The sequence below is a fragment of the Streptococcus sp. C300 genome (assembly GCF_000187645.1).
Lineage (GTDB): Bacteria > Bacillota > Bacilli > Lactobacillales > Streptococcaceae > Streptococcus > Streptococcus oralis_CQ.
Genome location: NZ_GL732466.1, coordinates 7,336 through 30,918 on the forward strand (window position 1 = coordinate 7,336; position 23,583 = coordinate 30,918).

At 37.5% G+C, this 23,583-nt stretch carries 24 protein-coding genes; 1 reads left to right on the top strand and 23 read right to left on the bottom strand.

Annotation, left to right across the window (positions count from 1 at the left end; genetic code table 11):
- From HMPREF0849_RS00030 to HMPREF0849_RS10025, 3 genes are all read right to left on the bottom strand, one after another.
- Positions 1 to 1,585, bottom strand: a 1,585-nt coding sequence (locus tag HMPREF0849_RS00030) for a condensation domain-containing protein (RefSeq protein WP_000661396.1), incomplete at its 3' end; no start/stop codon positions are given.
- 13 nt (positions 1,586 to 1,598) lie between these two features.
- Positions 1,599 to 1,925 carry an ATP-binding cassette domain-containing protein gene (locus tag HMPREF0849_RS10755; protein WP_083800480.1) on the bottom strand — a complete coding sequence of 109 codons (327 nt, stop codon included), beginning with the start codon at positions 1,923 to 1,925 and terminating at the stop codon, positions 1,599 to 1,601.
- Complete coding sequence (locus tag HMPREF0849_RS10025; protein WP_050540547.1) at positions 1,841 to 3,292, bottom strand: ABC transporter transmembrane domain-containing protein; 1,452 nt, start codon at positions 3,290 to 3,292, stop codon at positions 1,841 to 1,843. Before HMPREF0849_RS10025 ends, HMPREF0849_RS10755 begins: the two co-directional genes overlap by 85 nt.
- Here HMPREF0849_RS10025 and HMPREF0849_RS10070 point away from each other — a divergent pair.
- Positions 3,287 to 4,605, top strand: a protein-coding gene (locus HMPREF0849_RS10070) for an IS3 family transposase (protein WP_442852089.1) whose coding sequence is annotated in 2 segments (ribosomal slippage) — positions 3,287 to 3,701 and positions 3,701 to 4,605 — 1,320 coding nt in all. Because the reading frame shifts where the segments join, the coding sequence is not laid out codon by codon here. The genes HMPREF0849_RS10025 and HMPREF0849_RS10070 overlap by 6 nt on opposite strands.
- A gap of 47 nt (positions 4,606 to 4,652) precedes the next feature.
- Here HMPREF0849_RS10070 and HMPREF0849_RS00050 read toward each other — a convergent pair.
- The 20 genes from HMPREF0849_RS00050 to HMPREF0849_RS00145 form a co-directional block, all read right to left on the bottom strand.
- On the bottom strand, positions 4,653 to 5,531 hold the full coding sequence (locus HMPREF0849_RS00050; protein ID WP_000990192.1) for a sensor histidine kinase: 879 nt from the start codon (positions 5,529 to 5,531) through the stop codon (positions 4,653 to 4,655).
- On the bottom strand, positions 5,528 to 6,229 hold the full coding sequence (locus tag HMPREF0849_RS00055) for a response regulator transcription factor (protein WP_000146574.1): 702 nt from the start codon (positions 6,227 to 6,229) through the stop codon (positions 5,528 to 5,530). Before HMPREF0849_RS00055 ends, HMPREF0849_RS00050 begins: the two co-directional genes overlap by 4 nt.
- A gap of 106 nt (positions 6,230 to 6,335) precedes the next feature.
- A complete protein-coding gene (locus HMPREF0849_RS00060) occupies positions 6,336 to 7,073 on the bottom strand; it encodes a TraX family protein (RefSeq protein ID WP_000759208.1) in 738 nt (245 codons plus the stop codon).
- Positions 7,074 to 7,217: 144 nt separating this feature from the next.
- Entirely contained in the window at positions 7,218 to 8,093 is an 876-nt protein-coding gene (gene aguB, locus HMPREF0849_RS00065; RefSeq protein ID WP_001246710.1) for an N-carbamoylputrescine amidase, read from the bottom strand.
- Between the two features lie 9 nt (positions 8,094 to 8,102).
- Complete coding sequence (gene aguA, locus HMPREF0849_RS00070) at positions 8,103 to 9,188, bottom strand: agmatine deiminase (protein WP_000969471.1); 1,086 nt, start codon at positions 9,186 to 9,188, stop codon at positions 8,103 to 8,105.
- Positions 9,185 to 10,312, bottom strand: coding sequence for a carboxynorspermidine decarboxylase (nspC, locus tag HMPREF0849_RS00075; protein ID WP_000764383.1), 1,128 nt, complete (start codon positions 10,310 to 10,312; stop codon positions 9,185 to 9,187). Before nspC ends, aguA begins: the two co-directional genes overlap by 4 nt.
- Positions 10,312 to 11,571 (bottom strand): saccharopine dehydrogenase family protein, encoded by a 1,260-nt coding sequence (locus HMPREF0849_RS00080; RefSeq protein ID WP_000088752.1) that lies wholly within the window; start codon positions 11,569 to 11,571, stop codon positions 10,312 to 10,314. Before HMPREF0849_RS00080 ends, nspC begins: the two co-directional genes overlap by 1 nt.
- A complete protein-coding gene (speE, locus tag HMPREF0849_RS00085; protein WP_000366708.1) occupies positions 11,568 to 12,428 on the bottom strand; it encodes a polyamine aminopropyltransferase in 861 nt (286 codons plus the stop codon). Before speE ends, HMPREF0849_RS00080 begins: the two co-directional genes overlap by 4 nt.
- The gene (locus HMPREF0849_RS00090) at positions 12,429 to 13,889 is read right to left on the bottom strand and encodes an aminotransferase class I/II-fold pyridoxal phosphate-dependent enzyme (protein ID WP_000732152.1); all 1,461 of its coding nucleotides are present in this window, start codon (positions 13,887 to 13,889) and stop codon (positions 12,429 to 12,431) included. It lies immediately after the preceding gene.
- Positions 13,890 to 14,510: 621 nt separating this feature from the next.
- Positions 14,511 to 15,065 carry a hypothetical protein gene (locus HMPREF0849_RS00095; protein ID WP_000515978.1) on the bottom strand — a complete coding sequence of 185 codons (555 nt, stop codon included), beginning with the start codon at positions 15,063 to 15,065 and terminating at the stop codon, positions 14,511 to 14,513.
- A gap of 178 nt (positions 15,066 to 15,243) precedes the next feature.
- A complete protein-coding gene (locus HMPREF0849_RS00100; RefSeq protein ID WP_000511283.1) occupies positions 15,244 to 15,750 on the bottom strand; it encodes a YfbM family protein in 507 nt (168 codons plus the stop codon).
- 72 nt (positions 15,751 to 15,822) lie between these two features.
- Entirely contained in the window at positions 15,823 to 16,005 is a 183-nt protein-coding gene (locus HMPREF0849_RS00105) for a hypothetical protein (protein ID WP_000451082.1), read from the bottom strand.
- A gap of 21 nt (positions 16,006 to 16,026) precedes the next feature.
- Positions 16,027 to 16,902 (bottom strand): DUF4300 family protein, encoded by an 876-nt coding sequence (locus tag HMPREF0849_RS00110; RefSeq protein ID WP_000831844.1) that lies wholly within the window; start codon positions 16,900 to 16,902, stop codon positions 16,027 to 16,029.
- Positions 16,903 to 17,058: 156 nt separating this feature from the next.
- Positions 17,059 to 18,798, bottom strand: coding sequence for a glycoside hydrolase family 13 protein (locus HMPREF0849_RS00115; RefSeq protein WP_000446123.1), 1,740 nt, complete (start codon positions 18,796 to 18,798; stop codon positions 17,059 to 17,061).
- Positions 18,799 to 18,977: 179 nt separating this feature from the next.
- Positions 18,978 to 19,469, bottom strand: coding sequence for a hypothetical protein (locus HMPREF0849_RS00120; protein ID WP_001086573.1), 492 nt, complete (start codon positions 19,467 to 19,469; stop codon positions 18,978 to 18,980).
- A 63-nt stretch (positions 19,470 to 19,532) separates the two neighbouring features.
- Positions 19,533 to 20,414, bottom strand: a complete 882-nt coding sequence (locus HMPREF0849_RS00125) for a diacylglycerol/lipid kinase family protein (RefSeq protein ID WP_000710097.1) — start codon at positions 20,412 to 20,414, stop codon at positions 19,533 to 19,535.
- 180 nt (positions 20,415 to 20,594) lie between these two features.
- Entirely contained in the window at positions 20,595 to 20,957 is a 363-nt protein-coding gene (locus HMPREF0849_RS00130; RefSeq protein WP_000841304.1) for a hypothetical protein, read from the bottom strand.
- 38 nt (positions 20,958 to 20,995) lie between these two features.
- Positions 20,996 to 21,757 (bottom strand): hypothetical protein, encoded by a 762-nt coding sequence (locus HMPREF0849_RS00135; RefSeq protein ID WP_001108322.1) that lies wholly within the window; start codon positions 21,755 to 21,757, stop codon positions 20,996 to 20,998.
- A gap of 164 nt (positions 21,758 to 21,921) precedes the next feature.
- Positions 21,922 to 22,584 carry a DUF443 family protein gene (locus HMPREF0849_RS00140; protein WP_033605299.1) on the bottom strand — a complete coding sequence of 221 codons (663 nt, stop codon included), beginning with the start codon at positions 22,582 to 22,584 and terminating at the stop codon, positions 21,922 to 21,924.
- 59 nt (positions 22,585 to 22,643) lie between these two features.
- The gene (locus HMPREF0849_RS00145; RefSeq protein ID WP_000760103.1) at positions 22,644 to 23,315 is read right to left on the bottom strand and encodes a hypothetical protein; all 672 of its coding nucleotides are present in this window, start codon (positions 23,313 to 23,315) and stop codon (positions 22,644 to 22,646) included.
- Between the last annotated feature and the right edge of the window lie 268 nt (positions 23,316 to 23,583).

Below are 23,583 nucleotides of genomic sequence, written 5' to 3' on the forward strand. Positions count from 1 at the left end.
TTCTTTCTATAGGATAATTAGGGTCAATAGGAATATATCTGGCTCCAACTTTAATAATTGCTAGTATATTAATGATCAATTGGAGGTTTCTATCAGAAATAATAGCTACTGAATCACCCTTTTTGATTCCTTTATTTAACAAAACTCTTGCTACTTTATTTGCTTCTTTATTCAGCTGATCATATGTGAGTTTTATTCCATCATAAATAAGTGCAGTCTTATCCAAGTTATCCTCACAAATTTTTTCAAAATGTGATTTTACATCTGAAATTGGATACGTAACCTTATCTAATAAATTTATTTTGTCATATAACGCTTCCTCAGCCTCATCAATCATTTTTAGAGATGAAATTTGATAATCAGTTTTTTGCAAACCATTAAATAGAATATTATTTACTTGCCTATTGATATTATCTATTTCCTCTTCACTAAATACGTCATCCAAATAGTCAAAATCAATCTTGAAAGTTCCGTCTTCCCAACAATTTAGACTAATCGTCAAATTATTCGACTGGTACTGACAGTTCTCCCAAGAAATTTTAAATTCATCAGAAAACTCTTTTTTAGCTGTTTGGTAATTTATAATTACATCAAATAGATCTCCTTTGAACCCAAAATTTTCAGTTAATTCTTGTTTAAGACTTGTATAGTTAAATTTGCTATGTTTAAAGATATTTGTCTTTCTTTTATCAACTTGGTTTACAAATTCAGTAAATTTTAGTTCCTTCTCAATTTTAATATTTATCGGTACTGTATTAACGAACATTCCCATTGTATTCTTTTGATTTTTACCAAATCTACTATGCAACGTAGTTCCTATATTAACTTCTTCTACCCTGTTTATCCTTGACATAAAGATTGAAAAAGCTGCCATATAAATAAAAAGTTCCGAAACATTATTCTGTACTGCAAAATTTTTCAATTCAGCTGATTCAGAGTCACTAAGATTGAAAGATTTTCTTCTAACTCTATAACTTTCCGTCTTTTTGCTGGAAAGATAGGAATTATTTAAGTTATATTGAAATTCCGAAATCCAAAACTTCTTATCTCTATCAATTTTCTTACTGTGTTTATAATTATTTTCCGCATCTAATACCTTAGAATAGGCTCCCCTCTCAATCTTTGAAAAAGAATTTTTTTCATAACCTCTGTAGGTAAAAATAAATTCATTAACTAACAAACCAACTGAAAAAGCATCCGATATCAGATGATGAACCTTAAAATATACTCCAAAACCATAGTCTTTTATAATTATCCCATAAAAATCAATCAAAAAATCTAAGTTTATCCGTCTAAAATCATGAGTTTCTTGCCATGTTTCAAATTCTTTAAATGAATCAAATTCTAACACTTGAAATCCATATTGGTTAGAGTTATTCAAAACTTGAAATATAGTGACATCTTTCTTTATTAAACTCAGTTTAAAAATATCATTATTTAATACAATTGTTTCCAAAGTTTTTCTAAAAATCTCATTATCTACCTCACCTTTAAAAACAGCATTGACACCAATTGAATAATCTCCTTCAATCAACTGTGAAAATGTTCCAATTTGATTCTGTGATAATGTTAGTAACTCTTTCATTTTTTCTCTTCTCCTAGTTATTAATTTTATATAAAGCCCAAAATTCCATTTTTTTGTCAATTAAATCTTCAAAATTTCCAGTTTCTACTATTTGTCCATTTTTCATCACAATTATCTGGTCAAACTTTTCTAAAACTTTTTTATTGAGCCTATGTGATATAACGATTTGTGTAACTTGATTCATATCTAATAAGACTTCTTCAATTTGATTAGTCGTCTTATTATCTAGAGATGAAGTAGCCTCATCAAATACAATTATCGGAGACTTTTGCAATAAAGCTCTTGCAATCGCAACTCTTTGTTTTTCTCCTCCAGAGAGATTCCTCCGTTTTCTCCACATTTATAATGGAGCCCTCTTTTATCCACTAAATTTTTTAATTGTGATTTTATAATAACTTCTTCTAAAAAATCATGATCAAAGTTGGAAAATAAAGTAATATTATTAAGAATAGAGTCATCAAAGATAAATACTTCTTGTTGCATAACTGAAATATTTCTATATAGCACTTCTTCATTAATATTTTTTACGTCATTTTCTCCAATTGTTATTGAACCACTATAGTTTGTCCAGAATTTTTGCAATAAATTTAATAAAGTTGTCTTTCCACTGCCACTCTGTCCTACGATTATATATTTCTTCCCATACTCAAACTTAAGTGATATATCTTTCAAAGCATAAGTATCAGAGTGGGTGTGTTTAAAAGAAACATTAGCAAATCTTATATCCTTCTTAAAATCTTCACTAATAGACTTCGTAGGTTGCTCACATTCAATATAAAGAAGGTCTTCAACATTTTCTAAAATATTGTTAACTGATTGGAACTTCAAAATAGATTCTGGAATAATTTGGATAGGAACAACAATAAAATTTAGAAGCTGGATGTACGCTACAATAGTACCAAATGATATTTTTCCTTCCATTACTTGACTTGCTCCTATATAAAATAGAATAAATACCATTATATTTGTACTCATTGCTGAAAAACTTTTTGAAAGATTTAATATTTTTTCTTTTTCAAGTTCATAACTTTCAAGTGAAAGTAATTTGTCTTTGCATATTTCTGTAACTATATTTTCAGCCCTAAATAATTTAATCGTATGAAAACCTCCTATAATATCATTAAGTAATTTTGATACTGTGTTTTGATATTCTTTTACAAGCTTTTCCGATTTAGGTAACATTTTTTGAAAAATTCCACCAATTAATGATGAAATAATTGAAGTAAATAAAATACCTATAAATAGATGTATATCGAAAAATACCATAATTGAAAGGGACAAGAGTAAGGTAACAACATTTTGGAAAACAACAATTATGTTATCTATAAAATCTAGTCTCATTTTTTCTAAATCACTAGAAAAAAAAGTAGAGTATTTGGAAGAATTTAATTGATTTAGAAAACTAATTTTTTTTGAGAACAAAGTTTCAATAAAATAAGTTCTTAAATTATTATATGCTTTAGAAACATATTGTTTCTTAAAATACGAGGAGATGAATGATACAAATAAAAAACCTATAATATATAAAAGTGAATAAATTAATAGTGAGTTCAGTCTCACTTTATTTCCTTCAATTGCAATATCAATAAAATTTTTTAAAATTATAGCTGACATAATATTAAAAAATGAAATTATAACTGAAAAAACAATTGATAAAATAAATTTAATTTTATTTTTCTTAAAAAGTATTCCTATATATTGATACATGAACCCTCCAACAATAGTTTGATATTTAAATTATATCATTTTCAAAGTTTTAATTCAATTATAAAGTACATGGTGAAATTAATTGACTGTTACAGAATAGAGTTCGTCAAAAAAGGAAAAAATCGTTACTATTCTCCAGATTTAAAACAAGAAATGATTGATAAAGTTTTACATGAAAACTGGTCTCAAGATAGTGTTTCTCTCGAATATGCTCTCCCAAATCGTGGTATGCTTTCAAATTGGCTGGCGCAATACAAGAAAAATGGGTATACTATTGTTGAGAAAACAAGAGGGAGACCAGCTAAAATGGGACGTAAACGGAAGAAAACTTGGGAAGAAATGACAGAATTAGAACGACTCCAGGAGGAGAATGAACGCTTACGGACTGAGGTGGCTTACCTAAAAAAGTTAAAAGAGCTGGAAGACTGGGACGAAACCTTAGATCGAGAAAGGCAGAGACAGTTAGAGAGATGGTCTCAGGAGGATTTCGTTTAGATTTACTTCTTGAAACGGCTGACTTGTCTCGCTCAACTTACTACTACCACTTGAAACAGCTGGGTAGGAGCGATGATAAAAATCAATGTATCAAAGCTGAAATACAGGCAATTTATACTGAGCACAAAGGCAACTATGGCTATCGGAGAGTTACTCTTGAACTAAGAAATCGAGGTTTTGTAGTGAATCATAAGAAAGTTCAACGTCTGATGAAGGTCCTTGGTCTAACAGCTCGAATTCGTCGGAAACGGAAGTATTCTTCCTACCAAGGAGAGATTGGCAAGAAAGCAGAGAATCTCATTCAACGCCAGTTTGAAGCAACCAAACCAATGGAAAAGTGCTATACGGATGCGACAGAATTTGCCATTCTAAATAGCACACAGAAACTCTATTTATCGCCTGTTTTAGATGGCTTTAACAGCGAAATTATCGCTTATAATCTTTCAATTTCACCAAACTTAGAACAAGTGAAAGCTATGTTAAACCAGGCCTTTACAGAGAAACACTACGAGCATACGATTCTCCATAGCGATCAAGGCTGGCAATTCCAACACGATTTTTATCACAGGTTTTTAGAGAGTAAGGGAATTCAAGCATCCATGTCACGAAAGGGTAACAGCCCAGACAATGGCATGATGGAGTCCTTCTTTGGCATCTTTAAATCCGAAATGTTTTATGGCTATGAGAAGTCGTTTCAGTCGCTTGAAGATTTAGAGAAAGCCATTGTAAACTACATTGATTACTACAATAACAAACGAATTAAGGTAAAACTAAAAGGACTTAGTCCTGTGCAGTACAGAACTAAATACTTCGCTTAAATTATTTGTCTAACTTTTTGAGGTCGGTATAGAGGAGGTTTCTTCTGTTAAAAATAAATAAAAACTGAAAACCATTCTCCATCAGCAACTAGCTTCATATCCGCTCCAAGAAGATGAACTAATTCCTCGGTAATATAGAGACCTAAACCAGAGGATTCTTCAGTATCCGACATATTTTCAGAATAAAAACGATTGCTGAGATTGTCTATATTTTTGATAGGTTTTTTGACAATATTATCGATTTGTAAAACAAGCCTATTTTCTTTCTTTTTCAAAGAAAGTCGAGCCTCCTCCTTGCCGTGCTTGAGAACATTTCCAAGGAGGTTTTGTATAATTCGATCAAGCAAGTCCTCATCAGTCGTCGTTTTTAATCCTGGTTCAACGTTAAAATCAAGAACAATCTGTGAAGATTGGAAAACATCGTAATAGGCTAAAGTCTTCTTCGTTATAAAGGTTGATAAATCAAGCTCTTCCAGTTTCGGTTTGACTGCTCCTTCCATCAAATGACGGTATTCAAGAAGAGCTTCCAAACGTTTGGAAACCAACTCCTGATGATGGGATATTTTGCTTAAAGTTTCCTGACTATTATCGGGGTGTTTTATTAGTTGCTGAGTATATCCTGAAGCGATTGTCAAAGGTGTCCGAATATCATGAGCGATGTTACTGATTGCCATATCTAGGGTGCGTTTTTCACACTTCATGATTAGTTGGTTTTGCTCCACTTCTTGAAATAGATTCTCAATTTGGTTATGTAGACGCAAAATGGTCTTTGAAAAGAAATTTACCCCGATCCTCTTCATGCTACCAGAGCGAATCTTTTCTTCGATTTGTCTGCTTAAATCTCTAATTGCTATATGATAGCGAATCAAAGAAATCGCCAAAATAATGTTAGTAAGGAGTAATATAGATATCAAAATGTACATCATTGCTTGTCTCCTTTTAATCGAACACCAACTCCCCAAATGGTTTCGATGTATTCGTGATTCGGATCCAGTTGGTGCAGTTTTTTACGGAGATTGCTTAGATGAGTGTTGAGCGTATTATCTCCAGGCAAGTAACTTTCTTCCCAAATCAATTCATAGAGTTCTTCCTTGGTGAAGATTTTTTTAGGATGCTGGAGCAACATTTGGAGAATCTGACACTCTTTCTTTGCAAGGCGAATGATTTCAGTAGAGTTGCTTATTTCAAAACTATCCGCATCAAACTGGATATTTTTAAAATTTTGTACGAGGTTATCAATTTCTCTTCGATCTTCTGACTGATGTTCACCACTTTGGCGTAATTGCACGGTGACCCTGGCAAAGACTTCGTCCAAATCAAAAGGTTTTACTACATAATCATTGGCACCGTCTAGTAGATATTGGCTGATGAGTTTTTTATCACCTAAAGCAGTAAGCATGATGACCGGAGTCTGACTAGTTTGTCGAATAGCTTGCAAGACTTGGTCGCCATTTTTCCCAGGGAGCATGATATCTAGCAAGACGAGATCGATGCCACCTTTGTCAAATTGCATGATACCTTCTGTCCCAGAGAATGCTTGAATCACCTCGTGTTCCTCTGCAAGAAGGGTTCTTAAAATTTCCTGGATTTCATTATTATCTTCAATTACAAGTATGCTCGCCATAAACCTCGTCCTTTCTAAAACTATTATAACATGTTTTATTGTGAATTCCAGATACAGAAAAGCTCCTCTCACATTTTAAGCAAGAAGGAGCTAATGAGTATTGAATCTACTTAAGCAAATAAGCAATCAAAGTTATAATCCATAGATGAGCTGGGTAGAAAATATAAAAGAAATATTTACTCCAACTAGTTTCTTTTCCTCGCTGTCCATTATACAAGGCCATAAAAGGAAATACGGTGACAAAGAGCCAGTCAGAATTGAAAAGCATCATTTCCAGTGTTTGGTGCCAAGTGTCATAAATTTGGATGGAAGTCACTAACAAGAATGCCCAGAGAAAAGCATAAAGGAGATTTCGCAAGCCCTTGCGATTTCGGCAAGAGTAACTAATCAAGAGAAATGGTAGCATGGTGATACCACCCTCGGTAAAAAGACAACCGAAAATCAAGAGACCAGCAAGCCCAATCCGACGCCACAACTTCTCTTTTTTATCCAGTTCTTTTCTGGGAAAACCAATCCAAAGCATGGTGACACCGATGGCCAAAGTAAAGAAAATATTATTATTGACCATTACTCCTTTGGATGCAAATAGCGCATTGAGAAGGCTATTTCCAGCAAACATGATAAGCGCCCAAGACCAGAGACGGATGAGATAGTCTCTCAGGTTTCGAGTATGGATGAATCCTTCCATAGCCATATAGGCAAACCAAACTCCCACACAACGGGTCAAGGCGTGGAAGATACCTTCCCACAAAGGAGAAACGATCCCGGTGATATGAGGGATATGGTCCAGAACCATTACTGCCGCCATCAGATACTTCAACTGCGTCGCATTCCATTTTTTCATAATAAACCTCTTTCTTTTTGATCTACATAGAGTATAGCATACATTTCTACGTATAATCGTACACCCATCTTACATTTAAAAAGCCTATCTTACATTTTTGTAAGACAGACGTGAATATTAAAAATTTATTATGAAAGTTACCTTCTAGTCGGTAATCCGTTGGTACATTTCTGGTCTTCTATCTCGAAATAGTCCCCAGTTGAGGCGTTCACTTGCTCCCTTGTCCAGGTCATAAGTTGCTAACAGAACAGCTTCTCCTTGTCTTTCAGCTCTCTCTAGAATAGCTCCTGTTTCATCCGTCATAAAGGAGGAACCGTAGAAGTCAAGACTAGAACTCTGTCCGCCATTTTCCTCACTAGGAGTGACTTCTTCCAAACCGTAACGATTGGCTGCAATGACTGGGACAATATTTGCTGCTGCGTGCCCTTGCATGGTACGTTGCCAGTGACCACAACTATCCGTATCTAAGATAGGCTCTGAACCGATAGCGGTTGGGTAAAAGAGCAATTCTGCCCCATTCAACGCAAGACAGCGCGCCGTTTCAGGAAACCATTGATCCCAACAGATGCCAATCCCAATCTTAGCATAGCGAGTATCCCAGACCTTGAAACCAGTGTTACCAGGCGTAAAGTAAAATTTTTCTTGATAATAATGATCATCTGGTATGTGGGTCTTCCGATAGACACCCAGCACTTCACCATCTGCATCAATGACGGCGATTGAGTTATACAAGACATTGCCACCTTTTTCGTAGAAACTAATCGGCAGAACAACCTGTAGTTCCTTAGCAATCACTTTAAAATGCTGAATGGCTGTATTTTCTATCACCGACTGGGCATACTGGTAGTAGTCATACTGGCGTTCCTGACAGAAATAAGGGCGTTCAAACAGCTCTGGCAAGAGGATGATTTGTGCGCCTTGGTCTGCAGCTTGGCGAACTAAACGTTCCGCTGTTTGGATATTTGTTGCTACGTCCTTGGCACATTGCATCTGGATCGCTGCAACTTTTACATTTCTCATTTTTCTCTCCTATTCTGGGATTTGTTGGGTGATACAGTGGATATTGCCACCACCTAAAAGAATGTCTCTGGCTGGAATTCCGACAACTTTACGGTCTGGGAAACACTTGCTGAGGATATCTAGGGCCACTTGGTCGTTTACATCCTCAAACTGGGGCACTAAGACAGACTTGTTGGCAATATAGAAATTGACATAAGAAGCTGCCAGACGCTCACCTGCATAACGCTCTTCTTCCCCTTCTTCATAGATGTAGCCTGGCAAATCCTCTTCGGTTACAACTTGATGAAGCGCTGGGATTGGCAATTTATGAATAGTGAAGGGACGACCTTTTGCATCCGTTTCCTTCTCTAAAAGCTCTAAATCAGCTGCTGACATGGCATATTGGGGATCATTTTGATCATCTGTCCAAGCCAAGACAAGCTCTGCAGGACCAACGAAGGCTGCAACATTGTCTACGTGTTCATTGGTTTCGTCCTGATAAATACCATAAGGAAGCCAGATAACTTTTTCAGCTCCAAGGCTTTCTAATAATGTGTTTTCAATCTCCTCTTTAGTCAGATGAGGATTACGCCCAGGACTGAGAAGGCAACTTTCAGTTACGAGAATGGTTCCTTGTCCATCGCTATGGATTGAGCCTCCTTCCAGTACAAAAGGCTTGGCATCATAGACAGGCATTTCCAAGACCTCAGCAAAACGACTGGCTACTTGGTTATCCTCTTCATAATCTTGATAAAGACCATCTACAGCTCCACCCCAGGCATTGAAAGACCAATCGACTGCCAACTTGTCTCTTTTATCATTGACGAGAATAGTCGGCCCAGTATCACGCGCCCAGGCATCATTAGTAGGAATATATAAATAAACAACCTTGTCTCCTAGATAGGATTGGGCTTCAGATAGATAATCCTGCTCCACCAAAAGATAAACCCTTTCCCCTTCTGCTATGGTCTTGCTAATCTGGCTAAATGCTCTTTTGGCAGCCTTTCCTTGGAAGGGCCATGAACCTGGTCGAGTCGGCCAGATCATGATGGTGCCATGGTGTGGTTCATACTCTGCCGGCATACGGTAGCCTAATTTCTTTGGACTGTCCATCATGATAATCTCCCTTTAAAGTCTTGGTAGCCGAAGTCTTTGACTAAGTTGCACTCTCCCTGCTCGTCCATAAGATAGAGACTTGGGAGGCCAATACCGTTAAAAGTATTATTTTTGACAAAGGAATAAATAGCCATGTCTTCGAAATAGAGTCTGTCACCAATTTCAACTGGATTTTCAAAACTATAGTCGCCAATCACATCACCCGTTAGACAGGTATTGGAAGAAAGTCTATAGGTATGGGCTTTTTCCTGAGCTTCAAAGCCATTTCTCAAAGGTGGACGATAGGGCATCTCAAGTACATCAGGCATATGGCAGGTCGCGGACGCATCTAAAACCAAGATTTCCATACCGTTTTCTACAATATCCAATACTTCAGTTGCTAGATAACCCGCATTGAGCGCAATAGCTTCACCCGGCTCGATGTAGACTTCAAGATTGTAAGTTTCTCGAATTCTTTTAATCTCAGAAATCAGCAAATCCACATCGTAGTCTTCTCTTGTGATGTGGTGGCCGCCACCCATATTGAGCCATTTGACCTCATGTAAATAAGGACCAAACTGAGCTTCTACAGCTTTCAAAGTTGTCTCTAAATCATCCGCCCCTTGCTCACAAAGGGTATGAAAATGAAGCCCATCCACTAAGTCCAGCAAATCACTCGGTACCTTGTCTAGGCTAACTCCAAAACGAGATCCAGGTGCACAAGGATCGTAGAGCGCGTGATCTCCTTGAGTTGAACACTGTGGGTTGAGACGCAAACCAACACTAATACCAGCCTCTCGGCAACGAGCCCCATGTTTCCGCAACTGTCTCTCCGAATTGAAGACGATATGGTCCGTTATCTCCAGCAATTCCTCCAAGTCTGCATCCTTGAAAGCAGGTGCAAATACATGGACTTCCCCTGGGAACTCTTCTCTAGCTAACTTAGCCTCATAGAGACCACTAGCCGTCGTACCTGACAGATACTGACTAATCAAGGGATAGGTTTTGTAGAGGGAATAAGCCTTCTGAGCAAGTAAAACCTTGCAGCCCGCTTCTTCCTGAACTTGCTGTAAAATCCGGCAATTTTCCTCTAGTTTGGCTAAGTCAATGACGTAGGCTGGTGTTGGTACTTGTTCTAACTTCATTAGTCCACCATTTGCGGATTTTCAACCACAACCCAAGGCAAGCCATACTCATTCAAAGCTTCCATAAATGGATCTGGATCCAATTCTTCAAGATTATAAACCCCAGGTTGTTTCCAAGTACCATTCATCACTAATTTTGTCCCAATCATGGCTGGAACACCAGTCGTGTAAGAAATGGCTTGTGAACCAACTTCTGCGTAACATTCCTGATGGTCGCAAACATTGTAGATATAGATGGTCTTTTCAACACCGTCTTTGACACCTGTAAAGATACAGCCGATATTGGTTTTTCCAACAGTGCGTGGGCCAAGGCTGGCAGGATCAGGAAGCAAGGCTTTTAAGAATTGAATCGGCACAATGTCTTGTCCATTAAAGTTAATAGCATCCGTACGAAGGAGACCAACGTTTTCCAAGCATTTCATATGCGTTAGATAAGATTGACCAAAAGTCATAAAGAAACGAATACGTTTGACTCCAGGAATGTTTTTGGCCAATGATTCGATTTCTTCATGGTGAAGAAGATACATGTCTTTTTGTCCAACTTGAGGGAAATCATACTCACGCTTGATAGACATAGCTTCAACTTCGACCCATTTTCCATCTTCCCAGTAAGAACCTGGCGCAGAAACCTCGCGGAGATTGATTTCTGGGTTAAAGTTTGTTGCAAATGGATAACCGTGGTCACCACCATTACAGTCTAAAATATCGATATAGTGGATTTCATCAAAATAATGTTTAAGGGCGTAAGCTGAAAAAACGCTGGTTACACCTGGGTCAAAGCCAGATCCAAGCAGAGCAGTCAAGCCTGCTTCTTTGAATTTTTCCTGATAAGCCCACTGCCATGAGTAGTCAAAGTAGGCTGTAAAACCAAGTTCCTTGCAGCGTTTTTCGTAGATGGCACGCCACTCAGGATCTTCTGTATCCTCTGCCTCGTAGTTAGCTGTGTCGATATAGTGAACTCCAGTCGCTAAACAAGCATCCATAATGGTCAAGTCTTGGTATGGTAAAGCTACGTTCAAAACGGCTTCTGGCTTGTAGCTTTCAATCAAGGCAACCACTTCTTCTACCTTGTCTGCATCAAGAGCAGCTGTCTCAATCTTAGTACTTGTTTTGCCTTCTAGTTTAGCTTTCAAGTCATCACATTTTGACTTGGTACGGCTAGCAATCATAATTTCTTTAAAGGTTTCGCTATCTTGGCAAATCTTTGAAATAGCAACTTGGGCAACGCCCCCACATCCAATAACTAATAAACGACTCATTTTTTTCCTTCCTCTTCTTCTAAAATGTCTTCTACATACTTGGGCAACATAAAGGCCCCCACATGTAAGTTTGCAGTGTAGTATTCTGTGAAAAGCTGGCGTTTTCTCCAGCCTTCCTTGTCAAAATCTTTGACAGGGTGGTATTTTTTCGATGCAAATCCAAATAGCCAATAGCCAGCTGGACTGGTTGGGATGTGCGCCTGATAAACCCGACTGATTGGAAAGGCTTGATTGACCTTACGGTGCATACTTCGGCAAGCTGACTCATCTTCGTCAAAGAAAGGACTCCCATGCTGGTAAATCATGATCCCGTCTTCCTTCAGAGCTCTGTAACTGTTACCGTAAAATTCCTTGGTAAAGAGCCCTTCCGTATGTCCAAATGGATCTGTCGCATCGTTGATAATGATATCGTAATCATCCTCACAGTTTCTCAAAAATCGCAGTCCATTTTGATAGTAAATGGTAACACGAGGATCATCTAGCCCTGCAGCAAAGTCTAGGAAATACTCACGACAGACCTCAACCAACATCTCATCTGGTTCCACAATATCGATTTGCTCCAGTTCAGGATAGAGCGTTAATACTTGGGCAACACCGCCATCACCACCCCCAATAACCAAGACTTTCTTGGGATTTGGGTGGACAGCCATGGGAACGTGGACGGTCATTTCATTGTAGACAAAGTCATCCGCATCTGAAAACAAGACATGGCCATTTAAGATTAGTATTTTCCCAAAAGCTGGTGTGTCTAAAACTTCGATATCCTGCCATTCACTTTTACCAGCGTAGAGTTGCTTGGCGGTTCTCAGGGACAATTTCACATCTGGAGTATGAACTTCAGAAAACCATAAATCCATCTAGTTCTCCTTTCTCTTAATGACGTTGATGTGATTGACCTCTGGATCTTCCGTCCCTTGGAGGGAGCAACCACGTTCTTTGGCAAATTGGATATAGTCTACAATTTCTCGTGTAATGCGTTCACCTGGTGCTAGGATTGGAATTCCTGGAGGATAGCACATGACAAATTCCCCACAGACTTGTCCAACAGATTCGTCTAAGCTTAAACTTTTTCTTTCTGAATAAAAGGCTTCCTGAGGAGACAGGACTAACTCGGGCTGGATATATTCACCAGCAATCAAGTCCTTCCCATCTCTCGAGTAGAGTCTCTTGATATCCGCCAAAGCACCAACCAGACGCTCAATGTCTTGGATGCGGTCACCGATTGAAATATAGGCCAATATATTGCCAATATCCCCAAACTCGATCTGAATATCGTATTCGTCTCGCAAGAGGTCATAAACCTCAATACCGGTTAAGCCAATACCCTGAGTGTAAACTGACAGCTTGGTTACATCAAAATCACAAACGGACACACCGTCTATTAACTCTTTTGAGTAGGCATAATAACCACCGATAGCATTGATTTCACGACGAGCATACTCAGATAGTTCAATAACCTTTTCAAAAGACTCTTTGCCACGAAGGGCTAAGTTGCGACGTGAAATATCCAAACTAGCCATCAACAAATAAGAGGCAGATGTAGACTGGGTCAGATTGATAATCTGACGAACATACTCAGGGTTCATCTGCTCCCCGATAAGTAAAATGGAGCTTTGGGTCAAACTCCCACCAGACTTATGCATAGAGACCGCCGCCATATCAGCGCCAGCGTCCATAGCTGACAATGGCAATTTGTCTGTAAAATGCAAATGCGCTCCATGGGCTTCATCCACTAAAACAAGCATGCCCGCTTCGTGAGCCATATCTGTTAATCCTCTCAGATCCGAACAAATCCCATAGTAGGTAGGATTGTTGATTAGGATAGCTTTAGCATCTGGATGCTCCTTAATAGCTTGTTCAACACGGTTATTTTCAAGACCTAAAGCGATGCCGATTTTAGGATCCACACTCATCTCGATATAGATTGGAATGGCACCACATAAAACCAGCGCATTGATAGCAGATTTGTGGACATTACGCGGCAGAATAATCTTATCTCCTGCCTTGCAGGTGGAAAGAATCATGGTTTGAACAGATGAGGTTGTTCCCCCAATCATGAGAAAGGCATGCGCTGCACCAAAAGCATCCGATGCTAGTTCCTCTGCGTCTCGAATAATCGAAATAGGATGACCTAAATTATCTAAGGGTTTCATAGAATTGACATCAATGCCAACACATTTTTCTCCCAACAATTCAACAAGTTCTGGATTTCCCCGTCCACGCTTGTGACCTGGCACATCAAAGGGGACAATCCTTTTCTTGCGTAGTTTGACCAAGGCCTCGTAAATTGGGGCTTGGTTTTGATCTAACTTCTTCAAGACATACTCCTTTACCGTATTTTTAGCACCTCAAGAAGATAAAGGCGACTAAAGGTTGTCTTATGAAAAAAGAGCAGGTTTTCACCTGCTCTGCAATCTTCTGACGTGTGTATTTTGGTTTCTGTTGAGTATGTCTGTTCCTGATGTTTCCTAACTCTCTAGTAGCAAATATTACGTACTTTATTGATCGTTTCACAAGATGACGTGTGCTTTCACCACACTAAAATTTATGAATTAGGACAAACGTCCTAACATCAACTTATAAAAGTAGGCTTTTAACCCTATCAATAATGTGGCTTTTCAACCACGCTTCGGCATTCAACCCTGCCTGTCCGTAGGCATTTTTTACTCGGGTTTATATTTGCTAGAAAACATCATCTCATTTTCTAAGCCTTATAACTATATCATATTTATAAGAGCTTGTAAAGTATTTTGTGAAACTTTTTTAAAGAATTCCGTTTTTTGTTCGTGAAATATTATTCATCAATAAAAAGAAATCGTTTTAAAACGTCAAAGATATAAGAAAAAAGAAACTACAACCATTAGATATTTTAATAATCTTAAAGTATGACTTGATATTGAAAATCAATTCTTTTCATCAGATTTTATACATATTTCCAGCTAGGAAGTATGAATCAACTGCTCCAATTCTACTTCTGAAAGCTGTCCTTGATTGTAAAGTTTTCTAAATAAGTCCTCATCTACGGTAATTGAATAGTAATCCGTCACAAACTCATGAAATTTCTCAAAACTGTCAAAGAAATAGGATAATAACCATTCGCCACCGTCCTGATCTTGATAGGTATTTTGATGTTCTTGACCGTCATACCAGATAAAGAAGGTTGTTTCATCTTTTTGCTCTTCTGAGTATAGGTTTTGATACTTTTCATCCAGTCCTCTATAAAATCCGTCTATGATGTCTTGATTCCACTCATCCGCAGCAAATTGACTCAAACTGCTTTCATGATCAAAGCCCTTTATAAGGATCATTTTATCAGTGAAAATCACATCTAGAGAATCACCAGAGCCATTGTCAATAAGGTAGCGGAGTCCATAGTTTTCCTCAGTCTTAATCACGAGTCTGAGCCAATCCTCACTTGGATCAATCAGATACTCATCAATGACCAGCAAGGTATCTAAGCGAGTCTTTATCTTGTCCCATTCAATTTTTCCCATCTCTTTAATCCTCCATCTTAAAGTTTAAAATCTATTATGGTTACAAATTCTATAACCAATTTCTATCTATCCCATCCGACTACACTGTGGAATATTTCCTTCACCAGACAAATCATCAGGTGTACGATTTTCTACATGTGCATTCATCACGCACCTGACTAACAGTTGGTAAAAGTACTTAACAAATAGTCACTAAGACATTTCCTTTGAGAGTTAAGATGTTCTTATAAAAGTTTTTCATTTTCACAAAGCAGGTTCGAATATCATCCTTGATTTCTTCCTCTTCATCAAGATAATCCCAAATATCGGGATACAAATCTTCCTTCTTGCATGCTTCCATGCTAAAATCAGCTAGAGCCCTATCCATGTCAAAATTCTCTAAAGCTTGAACAATCTCAGCTATCTTTGAGTGTTCAGTATAGGCTATATATTCTGACACATTTTCTAAAGGGGTCACTCCCAAGACAGCTTCTCTCAAGGGGTCGTCATCCATAAATTCTGAACTACTAAAACCTGTCATAACAAAGAGTAAGGCATCCCACATTTTGTCAATATCTATCAACGTCTCATTTCCCTCAGGATAATCCTCTACCAAGTCAAGCAAATCCTCTTCTTGACAAGAATACCGCTTTATTTGGCTTAATTCATTATCAGATAGATATTGATAATTAGCAATTATTCCCATAATGTTTCCTCCAATTAGTTAGTCCCCTTTCTTGAAAAAGGCAAGATATCTACTGTTTTTGGACTCTCCTCCTTATTTCTCATTCTCATCTTCCGTCACTTCCCAGACTTCTGACTGATAACCCTCACCTTCTATATCATAGCGCTGCATATAGCCTAAAAATCTTTCTTTTTGATTTGCCTTACGAGGCTTGAGAATGTTTACAGCCCAGAATCCGATAAGAATGACAACTAAAAGTGCTACTACTGTCTCCATACTACTTCTCCCTTGCCTAGCTTAATATCCTTCAACCCACTTTTCATTATCCATAATGAAAGGTTTGGCCAGTCCATCACCTGTATAATCCGCATACTTTGTAGCTAAATACTTGTAACAATCTTCCTTGCTCTCAAACTTAATTGCTTGATAAGGCTCTTCAAAAGTCAGTTTCTCTACAAATAAGAAACCCTCCTCAGCTGGCACTAAAACACCTACGTGCCCAACAAAAAGATACTCTCCATCCAAATTATCATGCAACACAACAGACAACATTCGAGCTTTATCATTGAATTGAAACTGTGAGAAGAATTTCTCCATCTTCTGCGCATGAACTTTTACATCCATCGTTGCTTCCGTCGCTACCCTAGAAAATAGAATATCAAACTCTTCCTTATCTTTCGCATCAAATACTTTTCCCTTATCGATAGCATCGTTATCCACAAAAAGTAGCTGATCATTCTTTTCAAGCTTTGGAATTGTGACCGAATTTTTCAAGAGCGCATAGCTATTGATGCGGCAGTTGGTTCCGACAAAGTCACCCTTTTTTTGATTCCATAGATTACTAATTTTCTCTACATCGTATTCTGTCTTCGTAAAGGAGGCAAAATTTCCACTTAAGCCAGTGGAGCCGACAGTCGCATTATAGTCTGTGACAAGATTGAAAAATGCCTCAACACTATTTGGGTCCAAGTGAGCTGATAAGAGAGATTTGACCTCTTCGGTACTGACCTGATTGTTCAGATTGGTATATGAAGCCGTCCAAGGAACTTTATCCGAACTTGTCTGTGTCTGGTTTGCAGCTTCAGTGCTCGTATTATTTTGCTGACAAGCAGCCAATCCAAGAAATAAGGGCAAACACAGTCCCAAGGCTACTACTTTTCTCGTTCGTTTCATGAAATTTCCTTTCTAAAGCAAAAGTCTCTATTTTTCTTTAAACACTCTTCACTAATACCTCATCCGATAATCCGTGACTTAGCTTTATTATACTACATAAGTCAAAAAAAGACTGCACGAATCACCTATTCATAACAGTCTTTTTGAGTACGATTTTTATCGGATGATAAAACCTTTAGGCAAAATCGCCAGTTGCAGTCCCAATTCTTGGCAATGACTGGCTAGCACTACAGAATCACGGTCTACAAGATAGTTTTCACTTGATTGGTTAAAAATAGCTTGGACCTTTTGTCCATCATAATCCCATTCAAGAGCTAGCACGTCCGGCTTAATTTCTTTTAGGCTATAGGTGCCATGTTGGATAATGCCTGAAACCTCCTTACGAAGCTGAATCAACTTCTTCATAAAATTCAACATCTCATTGCTATCGGAAACACGTTCCCAAGGCATGACACGACGACAATCCGGATCTGGTCCTCCATCTAATTCTAACTCAGTTCCATAGTAGAAACACGGTGTCCCTCTTTGTAGAAAGAGGCAAGCTAGGGCAGACTTAACCAGTTGGGCATCTCCCTTGGCAGTAGCCAAAATGCGTTCCGTATCGTGAGAATCTAGAAGATTGAACATCACTTCCGAAATCTGTTGTCTATAGTACATAGACTGGCTTTTGATCTCATTGATGAATTGAGGTGACTTCTTAGTCCCTCGCAAGAAATAATCCTTGATGCTGTCGGAGAGAGGATAATTCATGACTGCGTGGAATTCATCGCCGTTTAACCAAGGCTGTGAAGTGTGCCAGACCTCTCCAAGAATATAAAGGTCAGGCTTTTTAGCCAAAACAGCCTTACGGAAATCTCTCCAAAATTGGTGGTCTACTTCATTTGCCACATCCAGTCGCCAAGCATCGATATCAAACTCTTCAATCCAGTAGGTCGCAACGCTCAACAAATAGTCCCTCACTTGAGGATTGGCCGTATTGAGCTTGGGCATATAGCTGGCAAAAGCGAAGGTATGATAAGGGAGTTTTCTTGGGTTTCCCACCTTATCCTTGGTCACGGGGAATTCTTGAACATGGAACCAGTCTTTATATTCCGACTTTTCACCATGCTTGAGAACATCCTGCCACTGCGGAGACTGATCCCCGATATGATTGAAAACAGCGTCCAGCATGATTTTCATGCCTCTACGATGGGCTTGGTCCACCAGTTGACGGAAGGTCTCCTTGTCTCCAAAATGACGGTCAATTTCGAAATAATCCGTCGTATTATACTTGTGATTGCTTGGGGATTCAAAAATCGGACAGAGATAAAGTCCTGTGACCCCTAAGTCTTGCAAGTAATCTAGATGATCAATAATGCCTTGTAAATCACCACCAAAGAAATCGCTCGACTTTGGTTTGATAGAGGGATGCCAAGCTAGCGCACCTTCAGGTGAAATCCCAGGGTTCCCATTAGCAAAGCGTTCTGGGAAAATCTGGTACCATACCGTCTTTGCTACCCAGTCAGGAACATGGCAAGCATCAATCTCATGGATATAAGGAATTTTAAAGCCATTTCCTTCATAATGAAGGTTTTCTAGCGTGTTTTCAACACATCCCTTATCGCCGTAGAAAATACTCTGACCTTGCTTATCCTTGAGTTCAAAGAGATACTGGAGTCGCGCATAGCCAACTGAAACTTCCGATTGCCAGTAATCAAATAAGGCATCAGAAGTTACTTTGACCATCGCCTTGCTTGCTTCATAATGGTCCTCTAAAAAGATAAAAGTGTCTCCATAATGCAAATGGATCCTTTCAATATCATCTTTCTTAGTCCGGATACGAATGTGCATTATCTTATCCTTATAGAGATAAGCATACTCCGACTCTGGTCTATGGTAAATGGCAGTTGATTCCATTGTATTTGTCTCCTAGTTTACTTTCATTCATCTTGCTGCGCAAACGTTTTCAAAGTCTTGATTCTAGTATACTACTTTAAAATTTTATTTTCAAGACTAGTCCGTAGTTTTGAGTGGATTGTTTTCGAGAATATAAAAAAGCAGTAAGTCTTAATACCTACTACTTTCTGATTGATGATTTACAAATGCCTTTCCAGCCACTCTATCTTTTTAAAATCCTTATTGTTATTGTGGTCATTTCGATAGGAATCTTGGGAAGAAGCTTTGTAAATGCTTAAATACTGTTCTAAACTTGGAACACGAAAAGTGATGTCCTCGAGATGAATCAACTCTATATCTGATTCTGAAACTCCTGCAAAATCTGGTAATGAATTGATACTTCCAAATTCAACGCTCACGCCATCTTTTTGGAATTCATGCTCGTGAATATCTACCAAGGTATATCCTAAGAGATTCATCACTTTCAATATCTTGTCCCAGTCATAAATCCTGAGATGATCGGGCGCTTCCCAGCCTCTAGGATCTCCAGAAACATGAATGTCAATGTCAGACGGCTCCCATTCTTCATTTGAACGATATTCAAAACCCAAAGACCCCATGAGCGTTGGTGTGATTCCGACTTGGTTTAAATGAGAACAAATTGTTCGAAATTCATCAAATAGAGAATTCATTCCTCCTCCAATCGTTGACATGAAACCAGTTTTAGCAGTGAAAGACAAACTTGTTTCTATCTTCTACTCTTTCGGTTGTGAAAAGACTTCAATATGCTGGCCCAGTACCTTAATCTCTACAGGTAGGTTATCCGACTTATCGCCGTCAACATCTGACTCCAATTCACTATCTGAAGAGATTTTAATAGTACGTGCTCTGATATACTCAATATTATCATTTCCAACAACATCTCCTTTTAGTAAATCAGGAATGACGGATAATTTAGAGAATATTGAAGCATCTTTTAGAATTAAAATATTAGCATAGCCGTCCTTGTTTTCTTCAAAGATTTTCTTATCAGCGAAGTAATTGGTCAAGAGAACCAAAACATGGCTAGCTTCACCAACATAATTTCCATTTTCTGTCTCAATCTTAATGTTAAAGACCTGATCCGTCATCACAGACTTCATGGTATTTACAGCATAGGCTAATATACCGAATTTTGTCTTGTCCTCGATCTCCACATTGTGAATCGCCTCAGGCAGAGAACCGATACTAAAGATATAACCAAAATAGTTGTCATTCGCTTTACCGATATCAATCTTATTGGTTAAATTAAAATCGAGTTCATCAATCGCACCATCGATGTCTTGATTGATTTCCAACAGTTTCGTAATAAGGTTGCCCGTCCCACCAGGGATAATTCCTAACTTAGGAATGTAGTCTCTCTCAGCAATACCCGAAATGACTTCATTGACAGTCCCATCTCCACCGAAAACAACCACTGCATCGTACTGCTCACGAGACGCTTCCTCAGCAAAGTTTGTCGCATCCAGCGCTTTTTCGGTAATTTTGGTTTCCACATGCTCAAAATAATCTTTTGCTTTATTCTCCAGCTTGACCTTATAATCCAAAGCCTTTTCCCCACCAGAGGTAGGGTTGATAATTAACATTGCTTTTTTCATTAATAGTACTCCTTTAATAGTTACAAAAATTCTAGTAACTAATTATATCACTTGAGTTATGTAAACGCCATCTAAATGCTTGAAAAATCGAATCCTCTAACTAGAATAGAGACGTTAATGTATCAAACACTAACCTCAACTTAAACAAGAATAAATACTTATTGTTAGCAATTCACTACTTTACTTTTTCGAAAATTTTATATAATCCATTAAGTAAAAGATAGCTGAAACAAATGCGAACACACTGGATAATCGAGCTAATATTGGAATAAAACCAATAATCGATGCAATCAAAAGAAACTGATAAGTCTTCTTATCGACTTTTGATTCCTCATCATGAAGAAGGAATGCTACAAAACCAAAAAACAGCAATATTAAACAAGTTGAAAAGTAGATTCCATCCCAACTAGAAAGTCTAACAAGCTTAGGTATCACCCAGTAAATGAGTTCAAATTTCCACATTTTAGAAGAAAGGTAAGTAATCGTTAAAGCTCCAATTAAAGAAACAACTCCGTTTATTAGCAATAATTTATTTGATTTCACACTTAATCCTTTTTATCCTTTTCTGTACTTATTCATCGCTAATTAATAGATTCACTATTTAAAAATTCTTTAGACTTCTGAACGATATAAAGCTGTTCATCTTCTTGAGCGAGTTTTCTAAACAACTCATTCGCCCTAGTCATATCTCCTTTTAATTTAGAGTTCAAAGCTTGATAGTAAATGATTTCCAATTGTTGATATTTAAACTCGTTTTCCAATTCTTCAAAATAATCATTGAATTGATGAGCAATTGTTAAATCGTAAAGTGCAATACTTACGCTTTTTGTTTTCTCGGCTAGAGAGGAATCTGAGATGGACATTTTGTTTAGTATAAGATCAAGCTCATCTATGGTTAGGTTTGGATTTGCAAGAACTGTCGAGCGAACGAGGTAACTCTCAAAGAAATCCCTGTATTTCGGCTTCAGTTTTTGATCAGTCATTGCTTCAGAAGCCTCCTTAATGGCAGCATTGAAATCACCAATCATATAGGAATACCCAACAGATGTTAGTGTCACATCCATTTTTATAATATCTCTTTTTGCATCTTTCTTCAATTCAATGTATTGCTTCCAAGATGGTAAATCTAAGTCCATATGCAGTAACTTAGTAACACTCCTTACATACCCTCTTCTGATTAGTGCAATGAAAAGAAATAAAAGTGCACTTATGAATAAAATACAAAGGGTTTGAGTAGTCCTATCTTTCACCATCCAAGCTACAAAAAGACTGAGAAGAACAGCCAAAACAATCACGACTTTTCTATAAAATGCATATTTCTTACGTATTTCTAAATAATTCATTTTTACTCCTTTTCTAAATTACAATGTGGCATTACGAGAGAAGTTCTGAACCTTAAATGAGTCATTGACTAACAAAATGCTCTCTAATCAGTTCCCTAATTTTTTCTGATAGAATAGCCCAATGTGACCTGCAAAATAGGATCATAAACAGCTTTCATCTTAATTTATAACTTCTCTATTCTATCAAAAATAATCTCTTGCTTTTCGACACTTTCTCGGAGCGGTGACATGCCTAAAATCACTGTAAAAAATCCCAATAATAGAATACTATTAATAACAAGTAGGGCTCCCTCTGTTCCATTAACAGTATATAGATAAAATGCAAAACATCCAAGAGTCGGAACAAGGATAAAAGGAAGAAGTTTGTAATGTTTTAATTGACGTTTATTTCCAACTGGTTTAAAGGTTATTTGATAGTTTGAAGCTTTATTCTCAAGTCTTTTTTGGACACTATGACGAGCTCTTATGGCAATGAACCAGAAAACAAGATAAGCTAGGAATATGAACAGACCATATAAACCTATCTTTAAAGGAAGATTGTGACTAATCCCATTATTTCTAAAAAAATTCGTCACTAGCCGATAGCCAGATCCCCCTATTGCTGTACCAATTGCAATCCCAATTGATTTACTCATAGTTGGAGCTACACTCTCAAAACGCATATCTCTTTTATCTAACTTTTGCATTTTTGCAGTGATCTCATCAGGAAGAGAACCCCAGAAATAGGATTTTGGTCTAACAGTCGTCAAATCTAGAATATACTTTTCTCCCTCTACTTCTACTATTTTGAAAAATACTTTATTTGTTTCTTTAAATTTTACTTTCATAGTCACCTTTAAATCCTTCTCAGAGTTAAAAAACTCTTTTCAATAACATTCCTAAATCGTTAGCCCCGTTTTTTAATAATAGTTAAACCAATTTTGACAGACATCTCTTTCGATGTTAACTGTATTGTAATCCCATAATTTGTTTTATCTGAGTAATCTATTCTAATTTGGCACGTTGTTTCCTCTGGTAGATCATATTTGCTTTTCAGTTTTTGAAAGAGTTCAAAGTGAGTGTCTGGCTGGTAGATAATTTCACTAAGCTCTGTTGTTCCGGTTCTTAACGTTCTTTTTACATTCAAGGAGTCAAAAACATCTCTTTTGACAACTAAATTAAGAATCTCTTCATCAAATAAAGGGTCTATCTCTGAATCGTAATGCAACTTGCCATTAGAATAACTAACGGGAACCGTTTTTTTGTTTTCTCCGATTTGTATTCTATAGTCACCCTTATCATCTGCCTTGGTAATATCTAGGTCAATTTCATATCTTTTGACTTCGTCACCATTTTTTATATAGACTCTACTTTTATAAGCTTCCAGCCCATTAAAATCCTTCTGCTCTTGTTCCAAAAATTTAAACATGGGATCAAACGTTTTTTCAAACTCGAACTGTTCCTTTGTTCTATTTTGGGGAATAGTTTCACCACCCAAACTACAAGCATTCAATGAAGATAGCGAAATCAAAACGATGACCAGGCCAGAGAGCCATAATAAATGCTTATATTTTTTCATTTACCTCTCCAAAAAACGAAGTCTAATACTATTATAGCATGAACATACTAGAAATAACTTTCTATAACCATTTAGATTCATTCATAAATTTCGTTTAAAGACATTCGACCTATTGATAGAAAACTTAATAGTTTACAAGCTTTAACCTTATTCTTGCACAACAAAGACATTCAAGAAAATCTTAAATGCCTGTATAAATAGTGTATCAAGGATATTGCTTGTTAAACTTCTCCTAACCAGGATCGACATCAAGAAATCTTACTGTATA

What these genes read in the sequence shown, in the direction of transcription:
- HMPREF0849_RS00095 (WP_000515978.1), bottom strand. Translation starts at nt 15,065, where the DNA reads ATGGGAAAAATTGAATGGGACAAGATAAAGACTCGCTTAGATACCTTG.
- HMPREF0849_RS00140 (WP_033605299.1), bottom strand. Translation starts at nt 22,584, where the DNA reads ATGAAAGTAAAATTTAAAGAAACAAATAAAGTATTTTTCAAAATAGTA.
- HMPREF0849_RS00105 (WP_000451082.1), bottom strand. Translation starts at nt 16,005, where the DNA reads ATGGAGACAGTAGTAGCACTTTTAGTTGTCATTCTTATCGGATTCTGG.
- HMPREF0849_RS00125 (WP_000710097.1), bottom strand. Translation starts at nt 20,414, where the DNA reads ATGAAAAAAGCAATGTTAATTATCAACCCTACCTCTGGTGGGGAAAAG.
- HMPREF0849_RS10025 (WP_050540547.1), bottom strand. Translation starts at nt 3,292, where the DNA reads ATGTATCAATATATAGGAATACTTTTTAAGAAAAATAAAATTAAATTT.
- speE (WP_000366708.1), bottom strand. Translation starts at nt 12,428, where the DNA reads ATGGATTTATGGTTTTCTGAAGTTCATACTCCAGATGTGAAATTGTCC.
- aguA (WP_000969471.1), bottom strand. Translation starts at nt 9,188, where the DNA reads ATGATGGACAGTCCAAAGAAATTAGGCTACCGTATGCCGGCAGAGTAT.
- HMPREF0849_RS00080 (WP_000088752.1), bottom strand. Translation starts at nt 11,571, where the DNA reads ATGAGTCGTTTATTAGTTATTGGATGTGGGGGCGTTGCCCAAGTTGCT.
- HMPREF0849_RS00135 (WP_001108322.1), bottom strand. Translation starts at nt 21,757, where the DNA reads ATGAATTATTTAGAAATACGTAAGAAATATGCATTTTATAGAAAAGTC.
- HMPREF0849_RS00110 (WP_000831844.1), bottom strand. Translation starts at nt 16,902, where the DNA reads ATGAAACGAACGAGAAAAGTAGTAGCCTTGGGACTGTGTTTGCCCTTA.
- HMPREF0849_RS00060 (WP_000759208.1), bottom strand. Translation starts at nt 7,073, where the DNA reads ATGAAAAAATGGAATGCGACGCAGTTGAAGTATCTGATGGCGGCAGTA.
- HMPREF0849_RS00115 (WP_000446123.1), bottom strand. Translation starts at nt 18,798, where the DNA reads ATGGAATCAACTGCCATTTACCATAGACCAGAGTCGGAGTATGCTTAT.
- HMPREF0849_RS00100 (WP_000511283.1), bottom strand. Translation starts at nt 15,750, where the DNA reads ATGGGAATAATTGCTAATTATCAATATCTATCTGATAATGAATTAAGC.
- HMPREF0849_RS00055 (WP_000146574.1), bottom strand. Translation starts at nt 6,229, where the DNA reads ATGGCGAGCATACTTGTAATTGAAGATAATAATGAAATCCAGGAAATT.
- HMPREF0849_RS00120 (WP_001086573.1), bottom strand. Translation starts at nt 19,469, where the DNA reads ATGAATTCTCTATTTGATGAATTTCGAACAATTTGTTCTCATTTAAAC.
- HMPREF0849_RS00050 (WP_000990192.1), bottom strand. Translation starts at nt 5,531, where the DNA reads ATGATGTACATTTTGATATCTATATTACTCCTTACTAACATTATTTTG.
- HMPREF0849_RS10755 (WP_083800480.1), bottom strand. Translation starts at nt 1,925, where the DNA reads ATGTGGAGAAAACGGAGGAATCTCTCTGGAGGAGAAAAACAAAGAGTT.
- nspC (WP_000764383.1), bottom strand. Translation starts at nt 10,312, where the DNA reads ATGAAGTTAGAACAAGTACCAACACCAGCCTACGTCATTGACTTAGCC.
- aguB (WP_001246710.1), bottom strand. Translation starts at nt 8,093, where the DNA reads ATGAGAAATGTAAAAGTTGCAGCGATCCAGATGCAATGTGCCAAGGAC.
- HMPREF0849_RS00145 (WP_000760103.1), bottom strand. Translation starts at nt 23,315, where the DNA reads ATGAAAAAATATAAGCATTTATTATGGCTCTCTGGCCTGGTCATCGTT.